The organism is Lactiplantibacillus dongliensis, assembly GCF_005405105.1.
Classification (GTDB): Bacteria; Bacillota; Bacilli; order Lactobacillales; family Lactobacillaceae; genus Lactiplantibacillus; species Lactiplantibacillus dongliensis.
In genome coordinates this window covers 30,092-54,101 of sequence record NZ_BJDK01000003.1, presented here as the reverse complement: position 1 = coordinate 54,101, position 24,010 = coordinate 30,092, and the positions used below count along the sequence as shown (strand labels likewise).

21 protein-coding genes and 1 tRNA gene are annotated in these 24,010 nt (G+C 46.1%); 12 read left to right on the top strand and 10 right to left on the bottom strand.

Going from position 1 to position 24,010, the window contains the following annotated elements; genetic code table 11:
* Window positions 1-87: 87 nt before the first annotated feature.
* Entirely contained in the window at window positions 88-1,053 is a 966-nt protein-coding gene (locus tag FFM80_RS00995) for a GDSL-type esterase/lipase family protein (RefSeq protein WP_137639111.1), read from the top strand.
* A gap of 302 nt (window positions 1,054-1,355) precedes the next feature.
* Here the strand turns inward: FFM80_RS00995 and FFM80_RS00990 are convergent, their stop codons facing one another.
* The 4 genes from FFM80_RS00990 to FFM80_RS00975 form a co-directional block, all read right to left on the bottom strand.
* The gene (locus FFM80_RS00990) at window positions 1,356-2,054 is read right to left on the bottom strand and encodes an ElyC/SanA/YdcF family protein (RefSeq protein ID WP_137639110.1); all 699 of its coding nucleotides are present in this window, start codon (window positions 2,052-2,054) and stop codon (window positions 1,356-1,358) included.
* Window positions 2,047-2,775: a demethylmenaquinone methyltransferase gene (locus FFM80_RS00985; RefSeq protein ID WP_137639109.1), complete on the bottom strand. Its 729-nt coding sequence runs from the start codon at window positions 2,773-2,775 to the stop codon at window positions 2,047-2,049. Before FFM80_RS00985 ends, FFM80_RS00990 begins: the two co-directional genes overlap by 8 nt.
* 195 nt (window positions 2,776-2,970) lie before the next feature.
* Window positions 2,971-3,043: transfer RNA gene (locus FFM80_RS00980), tRNA-Ala, on the bottom strand.
* A gap of 64 nt (window positions 3,044-3,107) precedes the next feature.
* On the bottom strand, window positions 3,108-3,479 hold the full coding sequence (locus FFM80_RS00975; protein WP_137639108.1) for a hypothetical protein: 372 nt from the start codon (window positions 3,477-3,479) through the stop codon (window positions 3,108-3,110).
* Between the two features lie 145 nt (window positions 3,480-3,624).
* Between FFM80_RS00975 and FFM80_RS00970 the strand changes: the two genes are divergently transcribed.
* Window positions 3,625-3,957, top strand: a complete 333-nt coding sequence (locus tag FFM80_RS00970; RefSeq protein WP_137639107.1) for a hypothetical protein — start codon at window positions 3,625-3,627, stop codon at window positions 3,955-3,957.
* A gap of 256 nt (window positions 3,958-4,213) precedes the next feature.
* The gene (locus FFM80_RS00965) at window positions 4,214-5,266 is read left to right on the top strand and encodes a C40 family peptidase (RefSeq protein WP_137639106.1); all 1,053 of its coding nucleotides are present in this window, start codon (window positions 4,214-4,216) and stop codon (window positions 5,264-5,266) included.
* A gap of 106 nt (window positions 5,267-5,372) precedes the next feature.
* Here the strand turns inward: FFM80_RS00965 and FFM80_RS00960 are convergent, their stop codons facing one another.
* Both FFM80_RS00960 and FFM80_RS00955 read right to left on the bottom strand, forming a co-directional pair.
* Window positions 5,373-5,564 (bottom strand): LBP_cg2779 family protein, encoded by a 192-nt coding sequence (locus tag FFM80_RS00960; RefSeq protein WP_137636160.1) that lies wholly within the window; start codon window positions 5,562-5,564, stop codon window positions 5,373-5,375.
* Between the two features lie 104 nt (window positions 5,565-5,668).
* Window positions 5,669-7,321, bottom strand: coding sequence for a phosphoenolpyruvate carboxykinase (ATP) (locus FFM80_RS00955; protein ID WP_137639105.1), 1,653 nt, complete (start codon window positions 7,319-7,321; stop codon window positions 5,669-5,671).
* Between the two features lie 481 nt (window positions 7,322-7,802).
* On the opposite strand from FFM80_RS00955, the gene FFM80_RS00950 reads away from it, so the two are divergent.
* Together FFM80_RS00950 and FFM80_RS00945 are read left to right on the top strand one after the other, a co-directional pair.
* On the top strand, window positions 7,803-8,441 hold the full coding sequence (locus FFM80_RS00950) for a TetR/AcrR family transcriptional regulator (protein WP_171001010.1): 639 nt from the start codon (window positions 7,803-7,805) through the stop codon (window positions 8,439-8,441).
* A gap of 162 nt (window positions 8,442-8,603) precedes the next feature.
* Window positions 8,604-9,101, top strand: a complete 498-nt coding sequence (locus FFM80_RS00945) for a MarR family winged helix-turn-helix transcriptional regulator (RefSeq protein ID WP_137639103.1) — start codon at window positions 8,604-8,606, stop codon at window positions 9,099-9,101.
* 630 nt (window positions 9,102-9,731) lie between these two features.
* On the opposite strand, the gene FFM80_RS00940 is transcribed toward FFM80_RS00945, so the two are convergent.
* Window positions 9,732-10,694, bottom strand: a complete 963-nt coding sequence (locus tag FFM80_RS00940) for a DUF1002 domain-containing protein (protein WP_137639102.1) — start codon at window positions 10,692-10,694, stop codon at window positions 9,732-9,734.
* 179 nt (window positions 10,695-10,873) lie between these two features.
* Here FFM80_RS00940 and FFM80_RS00935 point away from each other — a divergent pair, with 179 nt between their 5' ends.
* From FFM80_RS00935 to FFM80_RS00920, 4 genes are all read left to right on the top strand, one after another.
* Window positions 10,874-11,197, top strand: a complete 324-nt coding sequence (locus FFM80_RS00935; RefSeq protein ID WP_137639101.1) for a hypothetical protein — start codon at window positions 10,874-10,876, stop codon at window positions 11,195-11,197.
* A gap of 19 nt (window positions 11,198-11,216) precedes the next feature.
* On the top strand, window positions 11,217-11,798 hold the full coding sequence (locus FFM80_RS00930) for a TetR/AcrR family transcriptional regulator (RefSeq protein WP_223877268.1): 582 nt from the start codon (window positions 11,217-11,219) through the stop codon (window positions 11,796-11,798).
* A 3-nt stretch (window positions 11,799-11,801) separates the two neighbouring features.
* Window positions 11,802-12,320 (top strand): O-acetyl-ADP-ribose deacetylase, encoded by a 519-nt coding sequence (locus tag FFM80_RS00925; RefSeq protein WP_137639100.1) that lies wholly within the window; start codon window positions 11,802-11,804, stop codon window positions 12,318-12,320.
* Window positions 12,321-12,530: 210 nt separating this feature from the next.
* Window positions 12,531-13,358 carry an undecaprenyl-diphosphate phosphatase gene (locus FFM80_RS00920; protein WP_137639099.1) on the top strand — a complete coding sequence of 276 codons (828 nt, stop codon included), beginning with the start codon at window positions 12,531-12,533 and terminating at the stop codon, window positions 13,356-13,358.
* Window positions 13,359-13,992: 634 nt separating this feature from the next.
* Here the strand turns inward: FFM80_RS00920 and FFM80_RS00915 are convergent.
* The gene (locus FFM80_RS00915; protein WP_137639098.1) at window positions 13,993-14,457 is read right to left on the bottom strand and encodes a threonine/serine exporter family protein; all 465 of its coding nucleotides are present in this window, start codon (window positions 14,455-14,457) and stop codon (window positions 13,993-13,995) included.
* Between the two features lie 12 nt (window positions 14,458-14,469).
* The gene (locus FFM80_RS00910; protein WP_137639097.1) at window positions 14,470-15,222 is read right to left on the bottom strand and encodes a threonine/serine exporter family protein; all 753 of its coding nucleotides are present in this window, start codon (window positions 15,220-15,222) and stop codon (window positions 14,470-14,472) included.
* 409 nt (window positions 15,223-15,631) lie between these two features.
* Here FFM80_RS00910 and FFM80_RS00905 point away from each other — a divergent pair, with 409 nt between their 5' ends.
* Window positions 15,632-16,492, top strand: coding sequence for an aldo/keto reductase (locus FFM80_RS00905; protein ID WP_137639096.1), 861 nt, complete (start codon window positions 15,632-15,634; stop codon window positions 16,490-16,492).
* Between the two features lie 128 nt (window positions 16,493-16,620).
* Here the strand turns inward: FFM80_RS00905 and FFM80_RS00900 are convergent, their stop codons facing one another.
* Window positions 16,621-18,171, bottom strand: coding sequence for a bifunctional metallophosphatase/5'-nucleotidase (locus tag FFM80_RS00900; protein WP_137639095.1), 1,551 nt, complete (start codon window positions 18,169-18,171; stop codon window positions 16,621-16,623).
* 356 nt (window positions 18,172-18,527) lie between these two features.
* On the opposite strand from FFM80_RS00900, the gene FFM80_RS14440 reads away from it, so the two are divergent.
* Window positions 18,528-20,711 (top strand): GW dipeptide domain-containing protein, encoded by a 2,184-nt coding sequence (locus tag FFM80_RS14440; RefSeq protein WP_171001005.1) that lies wholly within the window; start codon window positions 18,528-18,530, stop codon window positions 20,709-20,711.
* Between the two features lie 683 nt (window positions 20,712-21,394).
* On the top strand, window positions 21,395-23,998 hold the full coding sequence (locus tag FFM80_RS00890) for a cation-translocating P-type ATPase (RefSeq protein WP_137639094.1): 2,604 nt from the start codon (window positions 21,395-21,397) through the stop codon (window positions 23,996-23,998).
* Window positions 23,999-24,010 lie beyond the last annotated feature (12 nt).

Genomic DNA, 24,010 nt, shown 5'->3' with positions numbered 1-24,010 from the left:
GACCCTAGTATATAAGCAATACCTTGATTGGAACTTGATGGTAGTCAAGTTTGGCAAAAGAGATTGAATTTAAATGGAGGTAGCGACATGCATTATCAATTAACGACGGCCAATAATCCCGTCATGACAGCCTATTTTCAAGGACGCTGGGCAGTGAAGACGTTGCAGCAGACGCCCGTGATGACGAGTACCAACTTAGGGGCTGAGTTCTGGCTACAAGTGACCGGTGCCAGTTATATCACGTTGGAATTTTTAAATCTGACGATGATTAGTAGTTGGATTGCGGTACAAATTGACGGGTTGCCTTATCAACGCTTCCCAATCGCGGCAACACCGTTTCGGTTAACGTTAGACGCGGCCCCGCATATCTTGCGTGTGGTAATGAGTGGTAATACGGATGAGGATCAGGTCTGGACGACCGCGGCGGGGTTTGCGGTCAAAGGGGTTCAGACGGATGGCGAATTAGCGGCCGTTAAGCCCGGTCGGCATAGCATCACCTGGATTGGGGATTCACTGACGGCTGGTTGTTGGGTCGCTGGTCATCAGCCAGCCGAAGACTATCGTGGTGAAGCCAACTATGCCGCGATTGCGAGTGACTTGCTAGATGCCCGGAATGTTCGGTTGGCTTATAGTGCAATTGGCCTCAGCAAGCCGGGAACGGGCGGGGTGCCGCCATTACCTAATGTATTAACAGCTTTGGATCGGTCGACGGCGTGGCAGCCGGTCCCGACTGACGTGGTGGTGGTCAATGTCGGGACGAACGATGGTCGCGCCACGGCCGATGAGTTTGCTGCGCAATTTAGACAGTTTTTAAATCAAGTTCAGACGTTGTACCCGAATAGTCGCTTAGCCGTCATGATCCCATTCAGTCAACGTTTTGATCGGATGATTCGATTAGTTGTGGCCAGCTTTATGCAGATTGACTTGATTGAAACAGCGACTTGGGAGCCCACGACGACGGATCGGATTCACCTTGATCGCGCTGGCTCGCAAGTGGCTGGTCAACTGACAGCGGCCGCACTGCGTCAATTGTATCCACATATTTTTAACTAACTGGTCGATAGAAGTGTTGCGATGTTGATATTAGTTGGATTAAACGGTCACTCTGGTTGGACCAGCATCGGCTGGAACGTGGTGGCCGCGTTTGCGATCCATAGGTCGGTCTCGCAAGCCGGGCTTTATCTAAGTCGAAACCCACGACTAAGATAAACGACACCACTGAGCCAATTCTGGTCCGCCCGGCGTTGATTAACGACCTTTTATGGATTAAACAGTTGTTACTTTAGACAGTAGGCTGATATTACAAAAATAGGATTTCAGAAATTGATATTTCTGGAATCCTATTTTGAATACGGTTAACGTTCCCGTTTTAATGAGGCTTGTAGCAATTCTTGGTAGGCTGTTAAGACCGCTGCCGGGATGTCGATGTGCCGAATATAGCCGCTCCCGGCTGGCCCGTAACCTTGGGGGGTATCCCAAAGGCGCTGGAGTTCACCTAGTAATAGTTCGGTAAAGTAAGCTGGCTCCCAAGCGTGGTCATAGGCCGCATTCATGCCGAATGCCAGTGGCTCAAGCTGACTTAACTGGAACTTAGGTGGGAGATAACGGCTGAACTGAGTCGTTGGTTCCCAGACTTGTTCAAAGGTCAACTGAGTGCGTCGTGCGAGTAACGGATCTTGCACAAGTAGAACATGTTGCCAGTCAGTCGGCGCTAAAGCCAAAGCATTGCGGGCATTGGCGCCGGTATTGGTCGATTGACGATCTTGTAGAATGGTGCCTTGATAACCGGCTGACCGCATTAACCCGGTCATTAGTTCGGCTTCACTCAACTCATTAGTGACACCCATATTTTGCCGTAAGTATTTAGTGGCATGACCGATGCCGCCAGCAATAATCACCGTTTTGAGCTGGTGCTCATTGGCCAGGCGCGCGGCTAACTGGGCAGTTAGTGGCAGGCTGTTGCCACACAGGATTAACCCATCGACCGTCGCTAGTGCGTCTGCGGGTGCGGTTAACCAAGCTAAACATTGATTTAAAGCGGTTAAATTAGTCATGAGCATCCTCCAAACTAGGCTTGGTCCCGAAGTGAGCTGCCGCGGCGCCAAAGTTGAAGCGTTGATAGTGGACCGCCTGAAAGCCAGCTTGTTCGAATAACCCCACTAGTTGGCGATAACTTACAAAGTGGCGGGTCGTTTCTTGTAAGTAAGAATATTCTTGATATTGATGTGCAAATAAACGCCCGAAAAAGGGGACTACTTTGGTAAAGTACCATTGCCAGACCGGTTTGATCAGCCGTTGGTCTGGTTGCGAGGTCTCTAGGCACACTAATTGGGCGCCTGGTTTTAAGACCCGATAGATTTCGGCCAAAGCTTGCGGTTTATCTGGTAAGTTGCGGAGCCCAAAGCCAATCGTGACTAAGTCGAAGCTATTGTCATGGAAGGGAAGGTGCATCGCATTGCCACGCCGTAACCAGACACGGTCAGCGACATTTGCCTGATTGACCTTTTGTTGGGCAATTTTTAGCATCGGCGCTGAAAAGTCCAAGCCAATTACTTCACCAGTTGGTTGTAGGTCGTTGGCAATGGCGATAGTCCAGTCGCCGGTGCCGCAACAAAGATCCAAAGCCTGTGCAGTGGGTGCTAGCTGAATCTGGGCCATCGTTTGGCGCCGCCAGTGCCGATGGGTACCGAGACTGATAATGTTGTTCATGCGATCATAATTAGGGGCAATGGTATCGAATAACCCTTGCACGTTATGTAAATAGCGATTTGCCATAAAATTCTCCTTAGTAATAATCCGTTTAAGCCTACTATAGCAGGTTTAATGGTGAAGCTGAATAAAAAATCATTGAAAGCTTACTGAAATGGTTTTTGTCATAAAAAGTGCTCAGATAAGGTAGCTAAAAAAGTTGAAAATAGAGCCGAAAAAAACACCACCTAGCCAATCGCTAAGTAGTGTTATTACTTTTTATGGACCTTACCGGATTTGAACCGACGACCTCCTACATGCGAAGCAGGCGCTCTCCCAACTGAGCTAAAGGCCCAAGTACTATTCTAGTATACAATAAAATTCGGTGAGTGCAACCCCTGAAAGTAAGCGGGTTCAAACTAATGGCGACTAGCCCGGTGGTTTTGGCCCCCGCGGATTTTATGCACGCGCCGTTTAAAAGTTGGCTGGTTATTGCTAACGAATTTAAAGTGTTGCATCTTGCCATTGAACGCTTGACCATTTAACCGCAGTTTGAGCCAGTCTTGCATGACGGCGACCATTTGGTTAATTTGGTCGATACGTAACTGGTCAGTCTGTTGTTGCGCCAGTGGCAATAAATTAGTTTGTAATTGATTAACCAATTTTTGATGATAAGCCATTAATTCTGGGGTTAGTGGTGCATTGGTATAAGTGTTAAATAACTTTTGGATCGTCTGGAGTGCGTCTTTGATATCGTTTGGTTGGTAGTAACGGTCATTCGTATTAGTCAAGCTGAAAACTCCTTAGTCAGTGTCAGGTTGGTTTATTGTTCAAAAGGTAGTATAACAAATTTCCTAATAAATAGAGTGCTTGCGATAGCTAATTTAAACGAAGCTCGTTAGAATAGGGATAATTTAAAGAGGGGGTCTTTTAAAAATGGCAGCCACGACCGCATTAACCACGCAAGCTGAATTTGTCTTGAATCAAGCTTACGATCAGTTTCGCACGGTTCAATTACAACGTAGCAAAACTGATTTATTTGATAACGCCGCGGAAATTTTCTCAATTACACAAATTACTGAAGCAACCTTGCTGTATTTGTTCGATGAAGAAGTCGCTCGTCGTGTGATTGAACTTGATACTAAAGTTGTCACCACGATGTACGATCAAGCGCGCCAAACCGAATTCGTGAAGTTAAACTTTACTGGCAATGATATTCGGTGGCTCTTAGGCCTACCGCGGATGCATCATCATCGTCAGACTAGTTAGGGGACTGGAGTGACGAGCTTTACTAAGGACTATTGATGGAATCTGAAGTTGCGGCTTCAGATTTTTTTTGTCAAAAACAGCTGTTTTTAACTGAAATCAGTCATACTGTCAACTAATTGTAACCTACGCAATATAATGTTATTTATCTGGTACCCCAATGTAATACAAACTGAGTAATATAGAGAGTGGCTTGAAAGTGTCATACGTGACTTTTTCTTTGGAGTGAATCATTATCAAAATCAACTTAAAATCAGCAATGTTAGGGACGGCGGCTTTAGCCGGCCTATTAGTTGCCGGGCAAAGCGTCGCTAATGCCGATACATTTACCATTCAGGCGGGCGATACCGTTTGGAATTATTCACAAAAGTACCACGTTTCGATTAAAAAGATTGTTGCCGAGAATAAGCTTAGCGATGCCAGTTTAATTATTGCGGGGCATCAGATTACGATTCCAACTGGCGAGGCGGCAACTGGGTCAACTACGACCAGCACTGCTAAATCAGCGAAGACCGCGACTAATCAAAGCGAAACCAGCGCGGCGGCCAGCCAAGGTACGAGTCAAGCAGCAAACAATCGTACCGCGAAGACTGCTAGTTCGACCGCAACCGCTGCGGCAAGTGCTAGTTCGACTTCCGCAACCAGCGCCAGTTCAACGGCAGCTTCAACCGCGACTAGTCAAAGTCAGTCAGCAGCTAGTTCTGCCAGTCGGAGTCGTACCAGCAGTGCGGTAACCAGTTCGACTAATCGTACCAGCAGTGCAACCACGCGGGCACATGTGCAAGCACAAACGGCTAGTCAAAGTAGTGCCAGCACGGCCAATGCTAGTGCTACTAGTCAAAGTTCAATCAGTTCAGCCACGAGCGCTAGCGCCACGACGCCTGGTGCAACCACGAGTAACACCAGTTCCGTGACTAGCTCGGCTAATTCGAGTTCAGCGACGGCCGGTCATTCAACGACAACTAGCACTACTGGAACCGCCACGGCGAGTTCCATCGTGGCGGCAGCCTATTCTTATTTAGGGACACCGTACGAACAAATGGATTGTTCGGCCTTTACGCAAGCCGCTTTTGCTAAGGCCGGGGTTACGATTGGTCGGACTACTTATACGCAGGCCACGGCGGGAACCCACATCTCCTTTGGTCAAGCTCAAGTTGGTGATTTGGTTTTCTGGGGATCTGATGCTGCGCCTTATCACGTGGGGATTTATTTAGGTAATGGCAAATATATCGCTTCACCAGATTACGGCGAAACGGTTTCCGTTAAGAGTACCGCCTACTTTACCCCTAGCTTTGCAATTCACGTTCGGTAACGAGCGTTTAATGATAGCGTTGGTTGCAACGAACCTGTTACGGTAGGTGGCAATCAAAACACGACTAAAAAAGGCCTCCCAAGCGGGGGGCCTTTTTGGATGGCATTTAGCTTTTGCTATTCATGAATTTCTTCAATAATTGAACTTCTTCTTGTGTTGGCGTCATTTCACCAGATTTAATATTATGGATCCGTTCCACTGATAATTGACTGCCAAAGGCTAAATCGTTGTCGGTCAAATGGTGATCCCGTTCGAACGCAATGATTTTTTCAGATAACTGACTTAATGGTAGTTCCATGCTCTTCACCCCGATTATTAGATTCGTAAAAGTTCAGTGCTTGTAACTGATACTTTCATTATAACCTTAATTTGAAAAAAACGGGGCTAGAATGAAATCCTTAGTTAGTTGCGCTTCAATTGTTGTTGTAATTTAAACAACACATCGCTAGTTTCGTGCGGCAAGCGATCGTTATGGGTATGTTGATAATGGTCGATGAAGTTTGAACGAATCTCCAGCCGGGTTGCCACTAGGTCGCGATAGTCAGGATTATCATAATCAACTGGGAAATCAGCTAACTTTAAGTTTTGCAGGTGATCTAAGCCAGCAAAGGATTCCCATTCGGTTGTCCCGTTAACAATTGCTTCCAAAGCTCCTAATGTGATTTCCTTAGGGACTTTCTTGTCACCAAAGTAACCAGTATTGAGTAGGTAGCAGTCTAAGTGGCGTTCTTCAAATAACGCTTTAAAGTCGTGGTAATCTTCAGATAGTGGGTAAACTCTGAATGGGTTAGCGAATGGTTCGATGACTAAGGCGTTACGGTCAACATTGCCGATCAAGTTTTCAGCGGAGCTCCGTTTGGTGGCCAAGGTAGCCCCAAAAGTGGCGGCGAGAGTCGGATCGTCGACTTTGATTACAGGTGGCAAGCAATCATCCTTCATGATCCAGAAGATGGCATTAATTGGGGCCTCTTCTTTGTCGACGCGGTTAGTGGAGGCGTAACGGGACTTAATTGTCCGGCCATTACCATTACGCAAGTCTTCAGTGACCAGAACTTTGCGACCGTGATCGTCTAACGTGACGCCGACATTTTGAATGGTCATAAAGTATTTGGGTTCCTTAGAAGCCATAGGATAGTCGTTAGTTTTATCAAAATAAGAGGGTTCTAAAGCAACGGAACTCCCATTTTGGCGATTAATAACAAAGGCATCGTCATGCAGTACGGTAATGTCGTATTTGTAACCATGTTTGGCATGCGTTAGCGTTGATTTGCCGGAACCAGATAAGCCAAACATCGCGAAGACTTGATCTTGTTTGTCGGCAAAATGGAATGCCTTTAAACCGCCGTGACAAGCAACGTAGCCGTGCCGATGCGCAATCGACCACGCTAAAGTCAGGGTTGATTTCTTTAATTCACCGAAGTATGGCATTCCCAAGATGGCGGCAACATTATGTTCAGGATCAAAAATGGCTAGGCCATCAGGATAATCCGGGTCATGGTAGGTAGGGTCCGCGTAGATGTAAATGTCGCCTTCTGGGTAGGCCGTCGAATGATCAAACATGTCCTGATACTGCTTGGTAATTGGTTGGAAGTTGAGCAGATAGGACAGTAAATTATTCGCATAGTTATTCTGAATCGCTAAGTGGGCGCGCACGATAAAGTCATTGTCTAAGCCCACAAAGACATCCGTTTTGATGAAATGCTCATTTTGAGCTTTGTAGATAGCTTGGCGGAGCCGCCCAGCCATATCGGCCTCATCGACGCCAGCGGTACCGAGAATCCGCCGGGCTTGAGCGGTCCGACCGACCACTTTACCGGTATTTTCAACGAGCATTTTGGCGTCTGCCGGTAAGCCGAGATCAGTTGCCCGATAGATCGGTAAATCGGTCTTAACGGTTCCGGGACCGTTGACGGCTAACTCGTAGGCCGTTGCGACATTTGGAACGTGGGTCATGTTATTGGCGTAAAAAGCTGTCTCAACGGTCGAGCGAATTTGTGAAAAAATTGGATTGTGACGACCGATATCAGCTAATGGATATGAATTTTGAGTACTCATGCTGATTGCCTCCCTATCATCTTTAATAGATTAAGTTTACCACAAATGACGATTGCGAAAGCGCTTTATTTATGACTGTATCAAGCTTTGACGGATTTTGAACACTGCAAAATCAAGCGATGATGCAGTTGTGACAAGCTAAACTTTAGTTGCTTTAGCATCGGCTGAGACAGAGTGGTCGCATTGATGATCGGCACTAACAATACGTGTATAAAAACTTATCAGTTGATAAGGCAGTTTCTTTAATCGCGAGTACCAGACTGGTTTTGATTCGTAATCGGGGCAGATCGTGGCGAACAGTTGTCTTAAACTTGCACTGAAAAGTATATTAGTATAGCTTTAAAAGGGGAAAATAACGAGAAATTCTAAAAATAGTTAATTGATATGATAAAATAATTAAGCCGGTTAATTTGGATGATCAGTTAATTGGCGGGCGAGGGGGATGAAAGTCGTGCCACGAAAAAGAAATACGCAGCGCCGAATGGAGATCGTGAACACCGCTTTTCGTTTATTTGCGGAAAATGGCTATGACAATGTCCAGATGAAAGATATTGCCGAAGTTTGCGACATCAGTAAATCGTTATTGCAGCACTATTTTCCTAAGAAAATCGTGCTTTTAAGTACGATGTTAAATGAAATTATGTTAAGTGCGTTTGTGTACAGTAATGAGCAGTTGACGGCTTTATCTGCGGAGCAACGAACCATGATTCAGATGAGCTTTATGCTACGAACCTTGGATGAAAATCCCAAGATGGAAAACTTTACTAAAGATATTTTTGAGAATCCAGAATTAACCACTGAATTGGTCTTGGTGACCCTAGATTGGCTGGAATCAATCGGGGTTAAAGGGGAGACCGCGGTGATCCGCTATGCCATTAACTTTGCGGTTTCAGGCGGGATGGCGGTCTTCTTTAAGCGGGTCTTATTGAAAGCCAGTGTCGAAGTCATCTCAGAAAATATTTCGCAGGCATTTTACTTATTAATCGGTGAACAGCGGCAAAAAATCGACCAGATTTACTTAAGTACAGCGAAATATAATACCGATCGCTACTATCAACAATTTATTAGTTACTTACATGAGCATGCCACAATCGATTTGAGCGCTGAAATAAAAATTTAATATAAAAGATAACCTAAATTCCTTGTATTTCGTAAAATATACTAGTACACTTTAAATCGGGGAAATGATAAAAGACGCTTACTAATTTTAAAATAACTTTGGAGCGGATTATGACAATTGATGGCCTAATTCGACTTTTGAATTGAAAGGGAGATTTTTATTATGAATGAAGACATGGAGCTTTTTAATCGCTTTAGTCACATGTACTTACACGGTTTTAAGAACTTATCCGACATGTTCGCGGAACCAGCCACGGAGCACGGGATTACGCTAGACGAATTTTACATTCTTTATGATATTGCCGAAGCCAAGGGCAAGATTCGTTTAATGGATATCGCGGAAACTCATGGCGTTACGCGTTCAGCAATTTCACGATTAATTGGTCGCTTATTACGAAAAGATTACTTATATCAAGAAGCGGAAGATCATGATCGTCGAAACAAAGTTTTGAAATTAACACCAGAAGGGGCCCGGATTGAACACGTGGTCTTCTCAGAATTATTACAACGCAATCGTGCGTGGAGCCAATCATTTAACTTAGCTAAGCAATATCAAACTTTAGATTTAGTTGATGAATTTATGGATCAGTTTGTCAACAATAATGCCGGCAAGCAATCTGAAAAGGCCAGTTATGCCGATATCAAGCGGGCCGAAGCATAAACTAGTAACTTGTAACAAAGTGTCAATCATTTTAAAAAATCGTTCACGCAGTTTGAAGAGTACTGCGGGGACGATTTTTTAGTATAGACGGAAATGATTGGTTAGTAAACTAACTTAACAGTCAAAATGATTGAACTAAATGATAGCTGGCAAATGTCGACCCGGTTGATTTGGATTGACACTAGAACATGGTGGCCACCACTGAGCATCATCCAGTCCGCTCGCTGCTAATTCACGACTATGTTGTAACAAGTATAGCAAGTTTGATTCTTAAAGATTAGATTGAGACTTCGACAACTGGTTTTGTTATTGGTGAGTTTCAGCTAGAGTCGTTATCGACTTACCGTTTTAGCCAAGGCAATTTGAGTGTAGCTGAGCGGATGAGGTGTCCCGTGTCGATGCAGTTGGCCAGCGTTATTGGCTGGCCTTACTGCATGGGACGCCTTCGAAGACGTGAGCTTCGGCTTCGAAGCGAAGACATAGACTGCACTTTGGCTATTCCTGGTCCCCACCGGATACCTTATCCGCTTGGCGGAGCGTGGTTGGTAATCTGCCCAACGATTATTTAGTAAAAAAACTAGCAACTACTCGGGCACGGGTCCAAGTGATTGCTAGCTTTTTTAATGCCGTTTAACCAAAAATAGATTTAAAGATTGAACTGAAGAAATTGGTAATTGACGTCCAGACCTTTTGGAAAGCATTTTGGTTTTCAGGGGTATTTAATTTGTTGAAAATACCTTTGGCGTTTGATTGAATATTCTTCATCAATGAGCCGGCTTGTGTCTTGAAACTGGATGAATCCAATGCACCAGAATCGCGAATTTTAACCAGTAAGTTGATGATTTGCGTCTTTTGATTGTTGGTAATGACATTAGTTAAGTTATTATTGGTGATTTGATTATTGACGATCGTTGTAATTTCGTTTTTGGTGACGTTACTCCCTTTTTGTGCCATGTCTTTTTTGGCACCGGCCACCGCATTATTTAATTGGGCATCAGAATAACCGTCCTTATCCTTGTTATCCTTAGTAATTCCACTTAGCGTGCTTAATTCGTTTTGAGCAGCACTGACTTGCTTGTTGTTGAGACTGTTGCCGGCTTTAGCATAAGCTGCATAGATCCCAGCTAACGCGCCCGAGCCATCGATGGGGGTAGCCGATGTGATATAAATGTTGGCATCGGCAATCCCGGCAGTTAAGGCCGCGTTTTTATATTGATCAGCGGTAATGGTCGTGATGTTATTACTGCCATTATAGTCGAGAATCTTAACATTGATCCCGGACCCGGAACTGGTCTTTTCAATCATGGCACTGGACCAAACTCCCGAACTACTCGTGAAGCTCTCGCCAGCGGGGTTAAGGTATTTGACCAAAGTGTCACCATTGACGGTTAACGTTTGATAATTGCTACTGTCGTCGAGATTGGCAGTTAAGGTCTTGATGGTACCGTCCCTTTGACTGCTCGTTAGGCTGGTTCCCAGTGTCACGATGGGGGTGTCAGTTGAACTGTCATCGGCACGTGACGTCAATTGCCAACCACCGATACTAAGTAGTAGGGCAGCTAATAAAACGCCCCATTTGAATTTAAATTGCATGATACATTCCTCCGCATCTTAACTAATGCACCTTGAATTATAGCAGACCCATCCCCAAATGGGATAACCGGACCATAAACTTGAAAGACTTCTAAACAACTTAACCGTTCTTTAGGATTTGCCGTGACGCGTTGGGTTCGCTATACTCGTGGTAAAGTCTGATTGGGGAGGCGTTGTTCATGCAACGAAATCGTATGATTGATAGTTTGAGTTATTTAAGCATTTTGTTCTTACCAGTCTTGTTTCCATTAATCGTGTGGGTCCTGACTGGCGACAACCCTGAAGCCCATCGCACGGCGGGACGGGCGTTCTGGCTCCATGTCTTACCAGCCGTCATGGCCGTCATCTTATTGATTGTTTTAGGTGTTTCAGGACTGTATATGGATAACTTGATGCATAGCGGCTGGTTGGCCATTATTTTACTCGCCATTTTCGGGATAGTCGCTGTTGTCAGTTACTTCTGGTCAATTATTCGTGGGATTCAAATTTTAGTGACCGCGTAAGCAGTCGGGAGGTTTTTAAATGGCAATGACAACGCAATTAACACCAGCCCAAGTGACGGAAAAGTTAATGATCCAATTTTGGACGGTTGGTTATGGGCAAACGACCGTAGCTGATTTAGCTGCGGCCGGGCAACTCTCACGCTCCCAGTTTTATCGCCGTTACCGTAGTAAACCAGTCGCATTACGTCAATGTTTACAAGCCTATCAGACGGTATTGAATCAACAATTAACGCGGCTGATTGAACGTGATCAAGCGCTCGGCACACCGTTGCCAGCACTACTGGCAGATTGTTTGTTAATGCCGTTTAAGAGTGAGACCTGGCCAGCAGGTTGTTTAATGGTTAACTTGATGGCCGAGGTCGGTGATGCCGATTCCTTGATTGCTGATCAAACGCAAGCTATTTATTTAGACTTACAAACGCGATTAGTTGGACTGTTGACGCGGCAGGCGCAATCATTGCCAGCTTCAACGGCGACGATTGCAGCTAGCTTGATGCAACTGCGCACCGGCCTGCAGATTCTAGCCAAGCAACAGCCTGGGATGACACAATTAAAGCAACAGGCGGTCGCGAGCGTGACACTTCTTTTGAAAGCAGGGTAGCATATGGCAACGATTGAAATTAAGTTAGGGGACATTACCACAGTTAAAGTGGATGCTATCGTCAATGCCGCTAACACGAGCCTACTTGGTGGTGGTGGCGTTGATGGTGCTATTCATCGAGCAGCCGGACCAGAATTATTAGCGGCGTGTCGGCCATTGAACGGCTGTGCCACGGGTGACGCCAAGATTACGCCGGGCTTTCGGTTACCGGCTAAGTTTGTGATCCATACCCCGGGTCCAATCTGGCGCGGTGGTCAGCATGAGGAAGCTAAGTTGTTGGCGAATAGTTATCGCCATAGTTTAGACCTAGCAGCGGCCAATGGTTGTCGCAGTGTCGCGTTCCCGTCAATCAGTACGGGCGTTTACCACTTTCCGTTAAAGCTGGCCGCGACGATTGCGCTGACCACGTTACGTGAGACCGCAACGATGACGGCGTCAGCGATTCAAACAATTCAGATTATTTGTTTCGATGACCAAACTAAGGCAGCTTATGAGACCGCGCTGGCCGCTTTAAATGGTTAAGCTTTACTGAATCCTTACCTGATAGAACTATTCAGGTTGCGACGTGCTTGGTATAATAAAGTGCACTTAGAACTGATTAGTTGGGATTGCCCAGCGTTACCGCGTGAACCACTTTGGATTGAGCCAAAGGTGGTTAGCTGTTGGGATTGTTGAGCAGGTAGGTGCAAAACTGGTTTTGAATACGCTACGCACACAGAAAGGAATTATATCGTGTTAGACATTATTAAAGCAGTGATCTTGGGGATTGTTGAAGGGATTACTGAATTCTTACCTATTAGTTCCACGGGGCATTTAGTGTTGGTTGATGAATTCATCAAGATGCAACAATCAACGCAATTTACGGATATGTTCAACGTCGTCATTCAATTAGGGGCGATTATGGCGGTCGTCGTTATTTACTTCCATAAGTTAAACCCGTTATCACCACGCAAAAGCAGCGGTGAGAAGCGCGACACTTGGGTATTATGGAGTAAGGTGATCTTAGCCGTGATTCCATCAGTTATTATTGGGTTACCATTAAATGACTGGATGGATGCCCATTTGATGAATTGGGCGGTCGTTTCAGCGACCTTGATTATTTATGGGATCTTGTTCATTGTGATTGAAAACCACAACAAGTCCTTAACACCGAAGTTCGCTGATTTAAAAACATTACCTTATACCACGGCGCTGTTTATTGGGGTCTTCCAACTCCTTTCGTTAGTGCCGGGGACCTCACGTTCCGGGGCGACGATTTTAGGTGCTATCTTGATTGGTGCGTCACGTTATGTGGCGACTGAATTCTCCTTCTTCATGGCGATTCCAACGATGTTTGGCGCGTCACTGTTGAAACTATATAAGTACTTTGACCATGGCAATTCGTTAATGGGCTTACAAGGGATGGTCTTGGCAGTCGGGGTGATTGTCTCCTTCGTTGTTGCCTACATCTCAATTCGCTTCTTGCTTGATTACATCAAACGTAATGACTTTAAGGCGTTCGGTTGGTATCGAATTGTGCTAGGGGCTTTAGTGATTGGGTACTTCACGTTAATTCATTAAAAGTAATGATCAAAAAAGGAATCCCACGAGGATTCCTTTTTTAGTGATGATCATGCCAGATTAAATGATGTGCCGCGATGGTGTTCCAGCATTTTAGACCCCAACTGGCAGGCGGCAAGTTAAACTAGCCCCAAGCGTTTTAGCTATTTTGTAAGTTGAGTGTCTCAACCTGGATTATGGTCTGCCAAGCGACTTTATATTATAAAGCCCAAAAGCACTAAATCATTAGTCATAAGCCCTTAAAACTTAAGAATCTAACGTTTTTGGTGTAAAAGACTAAAAAAAGAAAACCCTAATCTTTCTTTAATGGCTCTCAAATGACACTACTGGTGTAAGCGCTACAATGGAACCGTAAAGTAATCAGAAAAGGGTGAATGATGATGGTATTGAGTATTATAACTATTTTAGGTATGGGTTTGATTGCAGCGACGGGTGCGCATTTTGTGAATGCCGCACGAACAATGCAAGCGGGGACAGTAGACCACCATCATGGTAAAATGCCTGCAAATCTCCACCAAATCGACTTTCTTTAGGTTACTTGGCTGTTACAGCTAGGTCGATGTTAATGACTGGTTGACAAGTCTTCGGGACACTACCGAGACTTGTCAGCCAGTTTTTTGATATAAGGTGGCTACTAATGCCGTAATTGCCATAAAAGGCGGTTGATAAATTCGGCGAGTAAAAAGCCGATAGCAATAACGCCGGCAATAATGACGACTTGGGCTAAGTACTGATTGGCGATTGCCGGATGACCGGTCACTAAGTTACGCACCACGCGATACGACTGACCGCCGGGGACTAGTGGTACTAGACTTGGAATATTAAAAATAATCATCGGCATCCGTTTATAATGGGCGGCAAGCCCACTGAAAACTCCGATGACCACGGCAGCAACTAAATTGCCAATTGCGAGTTTAATATTGATGGTAGTCGGTAAAACTTGGTAAAGGGCTTCGTAGGTCAGCCAGCCGGCCGCTCCCACCCAGCCGCTAAGATTAAGCGCGCGGCGCGGAATGTTCAGCAAGACGCCAAAAGCGGCGGTGGCAAGGTAAGCAAGAATGGTCTGTAATAAGCCGGTCGTAAAGATCCAATGCAGCATACTGGCCGCCTCCTAGTAAAAGATTGATGTGAGGGCAATGCCCAGACCGATAGCGCAAGCTGATAGTAGCGCTTCGATCGCCCGGGCGGGGCCGCTTAATAAGTTACCGGTCATGGTATCGCGCACAGCGTTAGTGATGGCGACGCCCGGAACGAGCGGCATGACAGCGCCGATAATAATGGCGTCAGGATGTAAATGGCCGTGACTGATCCAAAAGCTGATTAAGGTAACCAGCCCGATTAAAAAGGCCCCGACGAATTCACTAAGAAAACGAATTCGCCCAATTCGATTAATCGCAAAGAACGCTGCAAAGCCAACGACACCGGCCACCGCACAAGTCGTTAGGTCGATGAGGGTGGCGTGACCTGTAAATGCGACCATTAAGGTGACACTGACGATGAGCGCAGCCACGAGCAGCCAACTTAATGGGAATGTTGGGACCGCCTGATTCACGTGGGCTAAGGCGGTGGCAAATGCCGGTAAGTCAATTTCGTGGTCAGCGTAGCGCCGCGATAAAGTGTTAACTTGATCGACTTTTTCCAAGTCCATCCCGCGTTGGTGAATGGCACGAACTTGACTGGCTGCGACGGTTGGTAAGGAAACGGTGATCCCGGTTAGTAAGACGAAAACTTGGGCATCAGGATAACCGGCATTGGTGGCGATGCGCTGCATCGTATCTTCCACCCGCGCAATCTCAGCGCCGTTTTCAAGCAGGATAGCACCGGCTAGTAACGTGGTATTCATTAATAGATTGGCGTCTGTCATAGTCGCGACCTCCGTTTCTTAAAAGGGTTGTTTACGCTTGGTGCTAGTTGGCTTAAATTGTCACTCTGGTTGGTCCAGAATCGGCTGGAACGTGGTGGCCGCGTTTGGAAGCCAAAGTGCGGTCTTCCAAGCCGGGGGTTATCTAAGTCGGAAAATCACCGACCAAGATAAACGACACCACTGAGCCAATTCTGGCCCGCCCGGCGTTAATAAACGGGAATTAATGACTGTTTATTGTCGGCCCCAGATATAGCCGGCAGATGGCAAGTTCAACTAGCACCAAGCGTGGTTGTTTATATTTTCGCACTTATTTCCGAGACCGTCATCTTTTCTGAAACAGATTACTTGGCAGCGGGCTTCGTTAACCGGTAAACTTAACGTTGTAATTAAAAATTGGAGGTTTTTTGGCATGACAAAAATTACCAAACTCACCGATACGTATGCATTAAATAATGGCACTAAAATTCCGGTTGTTGGCTTTGGCACGTGGCAGACACCAGATGGTCAAGTTGCTTATGACTCGGTCCTTGCTGCTTTAAAGGCTGGCTACCGGCACATCGATACGGCGGCTGCTTATGGCAACGAAGATAGTGTTGGCAAAGCCATCGCCGATAGTGGCGTTGACCGCAAAGACTTATTCGTCACGACGAAGCTTTGGAACGCGGACCATGGTTACGAAGCGGCTAAGCAGGCGTTAGCGACATCTTTAGACAAGTTAGGCTTGGATTATGTTGACTTATACTTGATTCACTGGCCTAATCCTGCCGCTATGCGTGACAATTGGCAACAATTAAATGCAGACACGTGGCGGGCGATGGAAGAAGCTTATGCCGATCGGAAAGCACGGGCCATTGGGGTCTCCAACTTCCGGCCGAAACATTTGGATACCTTGTTAGAAACTGCTAAAGTTGTGCCAGCGGTTAACCAGATCTTCTTGAATCCTAGTGACATGGAACCAGAAGTTGTGGCTTACAATGAAGCCCATGGCATTTTGTCAGAAGCTTACAGTCCATTAGGTACTGGTAAAATCTTTGGCATCACGGAATTACAAACAATGGCAGAAAAGTATGACAAGAGTGTAGCTCAAGTGGTGCTACGCTGGTCTTTGCAACACGGTTTCTTGCCATTACCAAAGTCAGTCCACGCTGATCGGATTCAACAAAACACCGAAATCTTTGATTTTGAGTTAAGTGAAGACGATATGGCAACCATCGATGGCCTGCGTGGTGTCGCTGGTTTAGCGAATGATCCCGATACAGTTAACTTCTAAACGTTCAAGCTAAAATAAAACGTCCAACTTTAACATCGGTCAATAACCGGTGCTAAGGTTGGACGTTTTTAGTTTAGACCGTACTGTGGCTCAAAAAACGTAGCCCTCACGCTCTCACCGATGCTGGACTAGTACTTGACCTTAAAGTTAGTTGGTTGTGTCGCCGTAACAACGGGATGTTTGGCGAAGTAGTCGGCAATTAAGACGGTCATATCGGTTGGCAGTTGGCGTTGAATCTTGGTGGTGCTGAACATCGGATAGTTACCGCCGCCACCAGCACGATAATGATTTAGAGTTACCGTTAAAGTCTGTTCAGGCGTCACGGCTTGGCCATGATAATCTAGTTGAACGACCCGTTGTCCCATTGGGCGGGTTAAATCAAAGGTGTAGTCGATGCCACTGTAAATGTCATAAACATAATGCCGTAATTTGGGCTTTAAAAATTCTGGATTAACAATAACGTGGCTGTCTTGTAACAAGAAGTAGCTCGCACAGCGTTCCAGAGCAGCTTTTAAATCGGCGCCGGTAATGGTTTCAATCGCTAGTTTATTCGGATAGACGTAGCTATTCATGACTTCACGTAAAGTGACATTGGGCTTTAAGCCTGGGACATCATCATTAAAGAGGGCCGTGGCTGCAATATCAGTGCCAGTGGCCGCCATTTCAACTTGATTAATAAAGTTCAGATACGGATGGTTATGTAACCGGGCTGCGAGTGGTTCGTGAACTAACATATCCCCGTTAATGGTCCCTAGTGGGGTATCGAGCCAATCTTCCATTTGATCATTGATTGGTTTAATTAATGCCATTGCTTGCGCATCTGGGGCGGCATGCTTTACGCTTAAGGTTTCAGCCTGACTGGTGGTGATGTGGTGTTGGGCATCTAAATCCAAAGTAATCAGGCCAACGTTTTGGCCCTTCATGCCGGGTTGGGTCACTGGGACGCCATTAATGTTGACGGCTAAGCGGCGATGCTGATGGCCAGTGATTAAAGCATCGATGCCGGGTACCTCATTCAATAAGGCTGAACCCCGGTTTTCACCGTTTAAACGTTCAGTTGGATGATTGGTCTGCGGATCGCATTCCAACCCACCGTGGTAAGCGACAACCACAACGTCAGCGAGTTGTCGCAACTTAGGTACGTACGCTTTAGCCGTAGTCACGATGTCTTTAAAGTGCAGGCCTTTCAAATGAGCGGGCAGTTCCCAGCGACCAACGAATTGGGTGGTTAGGCCAAGAATCGCCACTTTAACACCAGCCCGTTCCAGAATGGTATAGGGTTTGGAAAACAACGTACGATGTTGGTCATCTTCGATATTGGCCGCCAGCATTGGGTAATGGCGAGCTGATTCGCATAAGTCCAAGAAGTCTAACCCGTAGTTAAATTCGTGGTTACCAAAAATACCAGCTTGAACATGGTTGCAGTTTGCGAGTCGTGAGTATAACGGCGCGGCTTCTAAATGTTGTCGCGCAATGAAGTACGTTAATGGTGATCCTTGCACAAAGTCACCATTGTCAATGACGATCGGCCAGACCGTGTCGTCATCCGTTGCCGTCAGTTGACGAATCAGGGTAGCGGCGCGACTCAGACCAAAAGGCGCGACATCGGTCCGGCGGCTATAATCAGTTGGCGCTAGGTAGCCGTGGACATCGCTGGTCGAGATTAGTTTAATTTGCATTCCGCACACCTCCGTTTTTGAGTTTATGGTCTAATTATACCAATGTTGACCCGAATTTCGTTAATCATGGCAACAAACTATTTAATATTTTGTACATTTAGTCAGTTAACCAGCTATGCTTGAGATATATTTGGCGTTAGTTGGCTTAAATTGCCACTCTGGTTGGGTCAGAATCGGCTGGAACGTGGTGGCCACGTTTGGACCCCAACCGGCAGGCAGCAATTTTAACTAACACCAGCCGTACTAAGAATATATGTCGATTGTTTTACAATTGGTTAACAAATCTTTCTGTTAATGGTTTTCATGATAGACTAAAACTAACCAGGAAAAAAAGGGTTATGGGGAGGAAATTTATAATGAAACAGAGTACCCGCCGACGGACCAATTGGGCAGCCGGCTTAGGATTAGTTACCATGGGTGTGTTATTGACAGCTGGTGGCACCACCTTAGTTCAACCACAAGTCAACGCGGTGGCGGCAACAACCAGTAATGTTAAAACCATCAATGCCAAAGATGCCGGGTTAGTCGGCAATAATGCGGCGATCGATAACGTGAAGAACTTGCAAGACATCATCGATGCACATACTAGTGCGCCGCTCGTGATCAATGTTCCCAAGGGTGATTATCACTTTGGGAGCGATGAAGGTACTGAAGTCGTTAAGTTACATTCCAACATTACATTTAATTTCGAAGATGGGGCTAATTTCATCGTCGATAATGCGCGGCGGGTGAACTTTGTCTATCCAAGTCCTCAGGCTGGCTACGATGGCGGAATCTCCAATATTACTTGGAAAAACGCCACATTTAGAGGCAGTCAAACCGCTGCTGGTCAATCGATCTTCACGCAAAGTGTGCACCATGCGTCTAAGGTCTTATTTGACGGTTGTACGTTTGACAACGCTGAATCACCAACTGGTCACTATATCGACTTAGATGGTAGTCATGATATTACGATCCAAAACTCAACTTTTACTGGGTTCAATGGCGCTGATAAGCAGTATAAAGAAGCCATCCAAGTTGATTACTCGAACTTAAAGGCGATGTCTTATAAGAACCCGGGTGATCAATATGATAACTTACCAACTTATGACGTCCATGTCACCAATAACAAGTTCTTACCAGTTCAAAAGACGAACGGCTATGTTCAAAGCTTTGCACCGAACCCAATCGGCCAACATGCGCTTTATAACCATGGTAAAGACGGTATTATTCATGACGTTTACTTTGAAAATAACTATGTTCAAGATGTACGGCCATTATTAACCGAAGATGATGCCAATATTCATTTCCGGGATGTGTCGAACTTATACATTCAAAACAACCAATTTGTAAATAAGTATGCCCTCGGTTCTGGGAATTATATTCGTTTATATAATACCGAAAAAGACATTACGATGGACAACTTAAACATTAAAAACAATACGTTCTCTAACTTGAGTCCTGATAACCGTTATGTCTACTTAGATGCCAAGACGGGTACTAAGATGACGAACATTACGATTACCGGCAACACGATTCAAACGGCCAAGAGTAGTGTGCCATTTGTTACGGCTAACTTTGACACGGCTGGCATGGCCATTAGCAACAATAAATCAACGGCTTTACCAGGGACCCAGGTTGAAGAAGTGCCCGGTGGGACGCAAATTGAAGATTCTGGTAAATTATCCATCTCAATGCCAACTAAGAAGCGTAAAGCAACGAACAAGACAGAAACTTACTTCCACGGGTCACAAGTGCAAGCAGCCAAAGTTAGCGCCAAAGCTGTTAGCAAGAAGTATGCACTCTATAACCATGTTCGCGGTCACAAAAACTGGAATTTAGTTGTACCAGACTGGAAGAAGTTAGGCGCAACGGTTTACGTTGATAAGTATGCTAAGGCGTCATCTGGCCAATGGTACCGGATCGCATTTAGTAGTGCAAAATCAGCTGATCATTATTGGATGCGGATTGGCGGGGTCTCAATCTCAGCTAAGAAGCGCAATAATTTGCAGTCATTGAGTAGCTGGTCGACTAAAAAGCATGACCAGACTAATGATACCCAAACATATCGGGGTGGCTTGGATACTCAACATGCTGAATTAGCAACGACTTTACAAGCGAAGAATTATGTCCTTTACAACCATATCAAGGGTGCTAAGAATTGGAAGACGACTAAGGTCGATTGGAAGAAGCTTGGCTATACGCGGGCTTACATTGATATGAAAGCTGACGCCGATTCAGGGACTTGGTATCGAATTCGTTTCACTAAGGATTCCGCCGCTAAGAAGTTCTGGATGCGTAAGAGTGGCTTAGTCTTCGATAAGATTACGTATGAAGACTACAGTAAGACATTGAACTTGATTAAACGTTACCCAGTCTATGACAAAGTCTTTAATGCTGAAGATTTGGCTAAGGCGAAGGGGACGACCGGCGATGTTGCACAATTGAACGTTAAGATTGTGCAACGGGCTCGCCGGACCGATTCTAAAGGTGCTGTGACAACTTTCTATCAAATGGAAAATGGAAATTGGACACGTGCTTCTGCTTTTGATTTGAAATAACAAGATTGACGATAACCTCACGGGCTTAACGGCTGGTGGGGTTATTTTTTATGTGATTAGCCGTCTCCGTTGACCAGCAGCTTCGCGGTGGGGCAGACCTGCAGCCAAAGGGCGGTCTGCAGGGCACTTATTAGCCGAAAATCACGTCTAACAAGCTGGCCCAATCACTAAGACCGGACAATTCACCGGTCTAAGTGATTCGACACGGCGAACCTACTGGTCACTGCGACTAAATTTGGTCTACTCGATATAACAGATTAAGTTCAATCACAATTAGCCTGCTATTTAGCGTAGGTTAGGCTGGATGATGCTCAGTGGTGAAATTTCACTTGGCCGAGTGGTTTGCTCGACCTAGTGAAAGCCCGGCTTGCGAGACCGTACTTTGGCTCGCAAACGTGGCCACCACGTTCCAGCATCAATCCAGCCTAACCGGAGCGGAACGATTAGCATATTAGTGAGGACCAACGAAAAACAAACCAGAAATTTCGAGCGACGGCGTCTAAAGATTGGTTGGCTATAAATTGCGTTATATCAGTGCTGGGCGGTGACTACTTTGTTGATTTAGTTGCGCTGGTCAATCGTCCTCATAGTTTCTTCATATTCTAGGCAAAATCTGACAAAATGTTTCCGTTATCATTAGATTATAGCAATTGTAACGATAGGATTTTGAACGGAGGAGCAAGATGTCAAGAAAGCAGATGAAGAATTTTATACGTACTCCAAAGTCCGGATTAAGTCAGGTAACGGCCACGCAACGGTTAGCGGAAGTTGGTGCTAATGAATTGGTTGCTAGTCGACCAATGCCATTATGGCGTAAGGTTTGGCAACATTTGAGGGATGTCTCATCGCTAGTACTGTTATTTGCAGTCGGTTTGGCGAGTTATATGGCTATCGCACATGATGGTGGCTGGACGAAGTCGATTGTGATTGGGTCGATTCTGGTTATTAATGTTGCGATTGGGTTGTACCAAGAGGCTTCCGCTGAAAAAGCATTGGCGGCCTTAAAATCAATGAGCCTACCAACGACGACGGTGCGTCGCGATGACGTCGCTCAGACGGTAGCCGCTAAAGATATTGTGCCCGCCGATTTGGTCTTGCTAAAAGCTGGTGATCAAGTGCCCGCCGATGCGGTTGTTTTAACAAGTACGAACTTAGCGATTGATGAAGCGGTTTTAACTGGTGAAAGTGTCCCGGTCAATAAACTGGCCATGACTGATCTGGATGGTGCCAATGATGACCAGCAGGTGTTTGCTGGGACGGCCGTAACGGCTGGGACCGGAGTCATTCAAGTGACCACCACTGGGATGGCAACGGAATTAGGCCAAATTGCCGGTTTGTTGAATCAGACCAAACGGCGCGCGACGCCATTACAAGGCCGATTAAATCGACTTTCGGGATGGTTGACAGCTTTTGCCGTAACGGGTGGTTTAGTCATTTTTGCACTGAGTGTTTGGGCCCAAAATCAAGGTATTGCCGATAGTTTGATGATTGGCATTTCGTTAGCGGTGGCCGCGGTACCGGAAACACTGCCGATTATTGTGACCATCAGCTTAGCCCATGGGGTTAAACGGATGGCGAAACGGCATGCCATTATGCGGCGGGTCAGTGCTGTTGAAACGATTGGTGGCGTAGATGTGATTGCCTCAGATAAGACGGGGACGTTGACGCAAAATAAGATGACCATCACTAAATTTTGGACGCCTAGCACTGGAGTGGCTGCAGCTGACGCGGCCTTAACGCCGGCCAGTCGCGACTTGATGCGATATTTAGGTTTAGCGACGAACGCTGAAATCCAACATGTCGCTGGTACTGAGCAAACCGTGGGTGATCCAACGGAATTGTCAATTGTGCGCTGGTTAGCGCAACATGAGTTGACCCGTGATGATCTTGAAGTTGACGCGCCGCGGTTGGCGGAAGATCCATTTGACTCGACCAAAAAGATGATGGCGACCGTACATCAATTGAACGACCGTGAAAAGTTGGTCATTGTTAAAGGGGCACTTGATCGGCTGCCTGTGGATCAAACAGCGGCCAGTTATGCCGCGGCCAAGCGGGCGCATGATCAATTTGGAGCGGCTGCGTTACGAGTCTTAGCAGTCGGCTATCGGATTGTCCCAACGGAGACGGATTTAGTGTGGGCCAGTTTACTGACTGATTTGACGCTAGCGGGGATTGTCGGCATTATTGATCCGCCACGACCGGAAGTTTATGCGGCGATTCAGGCAGCTAAAGACGCTGGTATTCAGCCGGTCATGATTACCGGGGACCATTTGGTGACAGCGACGGCGATTGCTAAGGATATTGGGATTCTCAATGCTGGCCAGCAAGTGATCTCAGGGGCCGAGTTAAACCGATTATCGGATCAAGATTTAACGGCACGAATTAAAGACATTGCTGTCTATGCGCGCGTGTCGCCACAAGATAAGATTCGGATCGTGCAGGCATGGCAAGCGACCGGAGCGACTGTTGCGATGACGGGTGATGGTGTGAATGATGCGCCAGCCTTAAAAGCGGCCGACGTCGGGATTGCAATGGGGATTACCGGAACGGAAGTCTCTAAAGGCGCCGCGGACATGATCTTAACGGATGATAATTTCGCTACGATTATGACGGCGGTCAAAGAAGGCCGGACGGTTTATCAAAATATTTTAAAAGCGGTCGAATTCTTAGTGGGTGTGAACTTTGCCCAGATCTTCTTGATGGTCGGGGCGGTCATGTTCGGCTGGGGTGCCCCGCTGTTGGCGGAACAACTCCTGATTATTAACGTCTTAGCAGATGGTATTCCAGGCTTTTACCTGAGTCGGGAACCGGGAGAAGCGGCGACAATGCAACAACCGCCAATTAGTAATGAGGAGAGTCTATTAGCTCGTGGGCTAGGTCAACGATTGGCAGTGCGGGCCGTGACGTTTACGTTATTGACACTAGGCGTCTACGCGCTTGGTCGATTCGGCTTAACCACAAATCAAGCGCCAGTCGGGATGACGATGGTCTTCATGGTCTTGGCGATTGGGTCGATGATCGATATTTATGCCATCAAGGATCGCCAACCATTAACGTGGGCTAGCTTAAGACGAAATCCACGTCTCAATCAGGCACTACTAGCCGGTATCTTAGTGGTCTTGGCGTTAGGCCTAGTACCAGGATTACAGTCTTGGTTTGGCTTAGTTAATTTAGCTGGTCTTAATTGGCTGATCATCTTGGTCGCAGTCTTTGTGCCAACGATGGTGCTAGAATTAAATAAACGGCGTCAACAACGGCAAGTAACCGTGGCCGAGTTAACTGAATAATCAAAATAAAAA

Excerpts from the sequence above, each read along its gene's own strand:
- FFM80_RS00965 (WP_137639106.1), top strand. The coding sequence starts at position 4,214 with ATGTTAGGGACGGCGGCTTTAGCCGGCCTATTAGTTGCCGGGCAAAGC.
- FFM80_RS00900 (WP_137639095.1), bottom strand. The coding sequence starts at position 18,171 with ATGCAAATTAAACTAATCTCGACCAGCGATGTCCACGGCTACCTAGCG.
- FFM80_RS00990 (WP_137639110.1), bottom strand. The coding sequence starts at position 2,054 with ATGACTAATTTAACCGCTTTAAATCAATGTTTAGCTTGGTTAACCGCA.
- FFM80_RS00890 (WP_137639094.1), top strand. The coding sequence starts at position 21,395 with ATGTCAAGAAAGCAGATGAAGAATTTTATACGTACTCCAAAGTCCGGA.
- FFM80_RS00950 (WP_171001010.1), top strand. The coding sequence starts at position 7,803 with ATGGAGATCGTGAACACCGCTTTTCGTTTATTTGCGGAAAATGGCTAT.
- FFM80_RS00955 (WP_137639105.1), bottom strand. The coding sequence starts at position 7,321 with ATGAGTACTCAAAATTCATATCCATTAGCTGATATCGGTCGTCACAAT.
- FFM80_RS00905 (WP_137639096.1), top strand. The coding sequence starts at position 15,632 with ATGACAAAAATTACCAAACTCACCGATACGTATGCATTAAATAATGGC.
- FFM80_RS00960 (WP_137636160.1), bottom strand. The coding sequence starts at position 5,564 with ATGGAACTACCATTAAGTCAGTTATCTGAAAAAATCATTGCGTTCGAA.
- FFM80_RS00985 (WP_137639109.1), bottom strand. The coding sequence starts at position 2,775 with ATGGCAAATCGCTATTTACATAACGTGCAAGGGTTATTCGATACCATT.
- FFM80_RS00930 (WP_223877268.1), top strand. The coding sequence starts at position 11,217 with ATGGCAATGACAACGCAATTAACACCAGCCCAAGTGACGGAAAAGTTA.
- FFM80_RS00945 (WP_137639103.1), top strand. The coding sequence starts at position 8,604 with ATGAATGAAGACATGGAGCTTTTTAATCGCTTTAGTCACATGTACTTA.
- FFM80_RS00935 (WP_137639101.1), top strand. The coding sequence starts at position 10,874 with ATGCAACGAAATCGTATGATTGATAGTTTGAGTTATTTAAGCATTTTG.
- FFM80_RS00940 (WP_137639102.1), bottom strand. The coding sequence starts at position 10,694 with ATGCAATTTAAATTCAAATGGGGCGTTTTATTAGCTGCCCTACTACTT.
- FFM80_RS00910 (WP_137639097.1), bottom strand. The coding sequence starts at position 15,222 with ATGACAGACGCCAATCTATTAATGAATACCACGTTACTAGCCGGTGCT.
- FFM80_RS00995 (WP_137639111.1), top strand. The coding sequence starts at position 88 with ATGCATTATCAATTAACGACGGCCAATAATCCCGTCATGACAGCCTAT.
- FFM80_RS00970 (WP_137639107.1), top strand. The coding sequence starts at position 3,625 with ATGGCAGCCACGACCGCATTAACCACGCAAGCTGAATTTGTCTTGAAT.
- FFM80_RS14440 (WP_171001005.1), top strand. The coding sequence starts at position 18,528 with ATGAAACAGAGTACCCGCCGACGGACCAATTGGGCAGCCGGCTTAGGA.
- FFM80_RS00915 (WP_137639098.1), bottom strand. The coding sequence starts at position 14,457 with ATGCTGCATTGGATCTTTACGACCGGCTTATTACAGACCATTCTTGCT.
- FFM80_RS00925 (WP_137639100.1), top strand. The coding sequence starts at position 11,802 with ATGGCAACGATTGAAATTAAGTTAGGGGACATTACCACAGTTAAAGTG.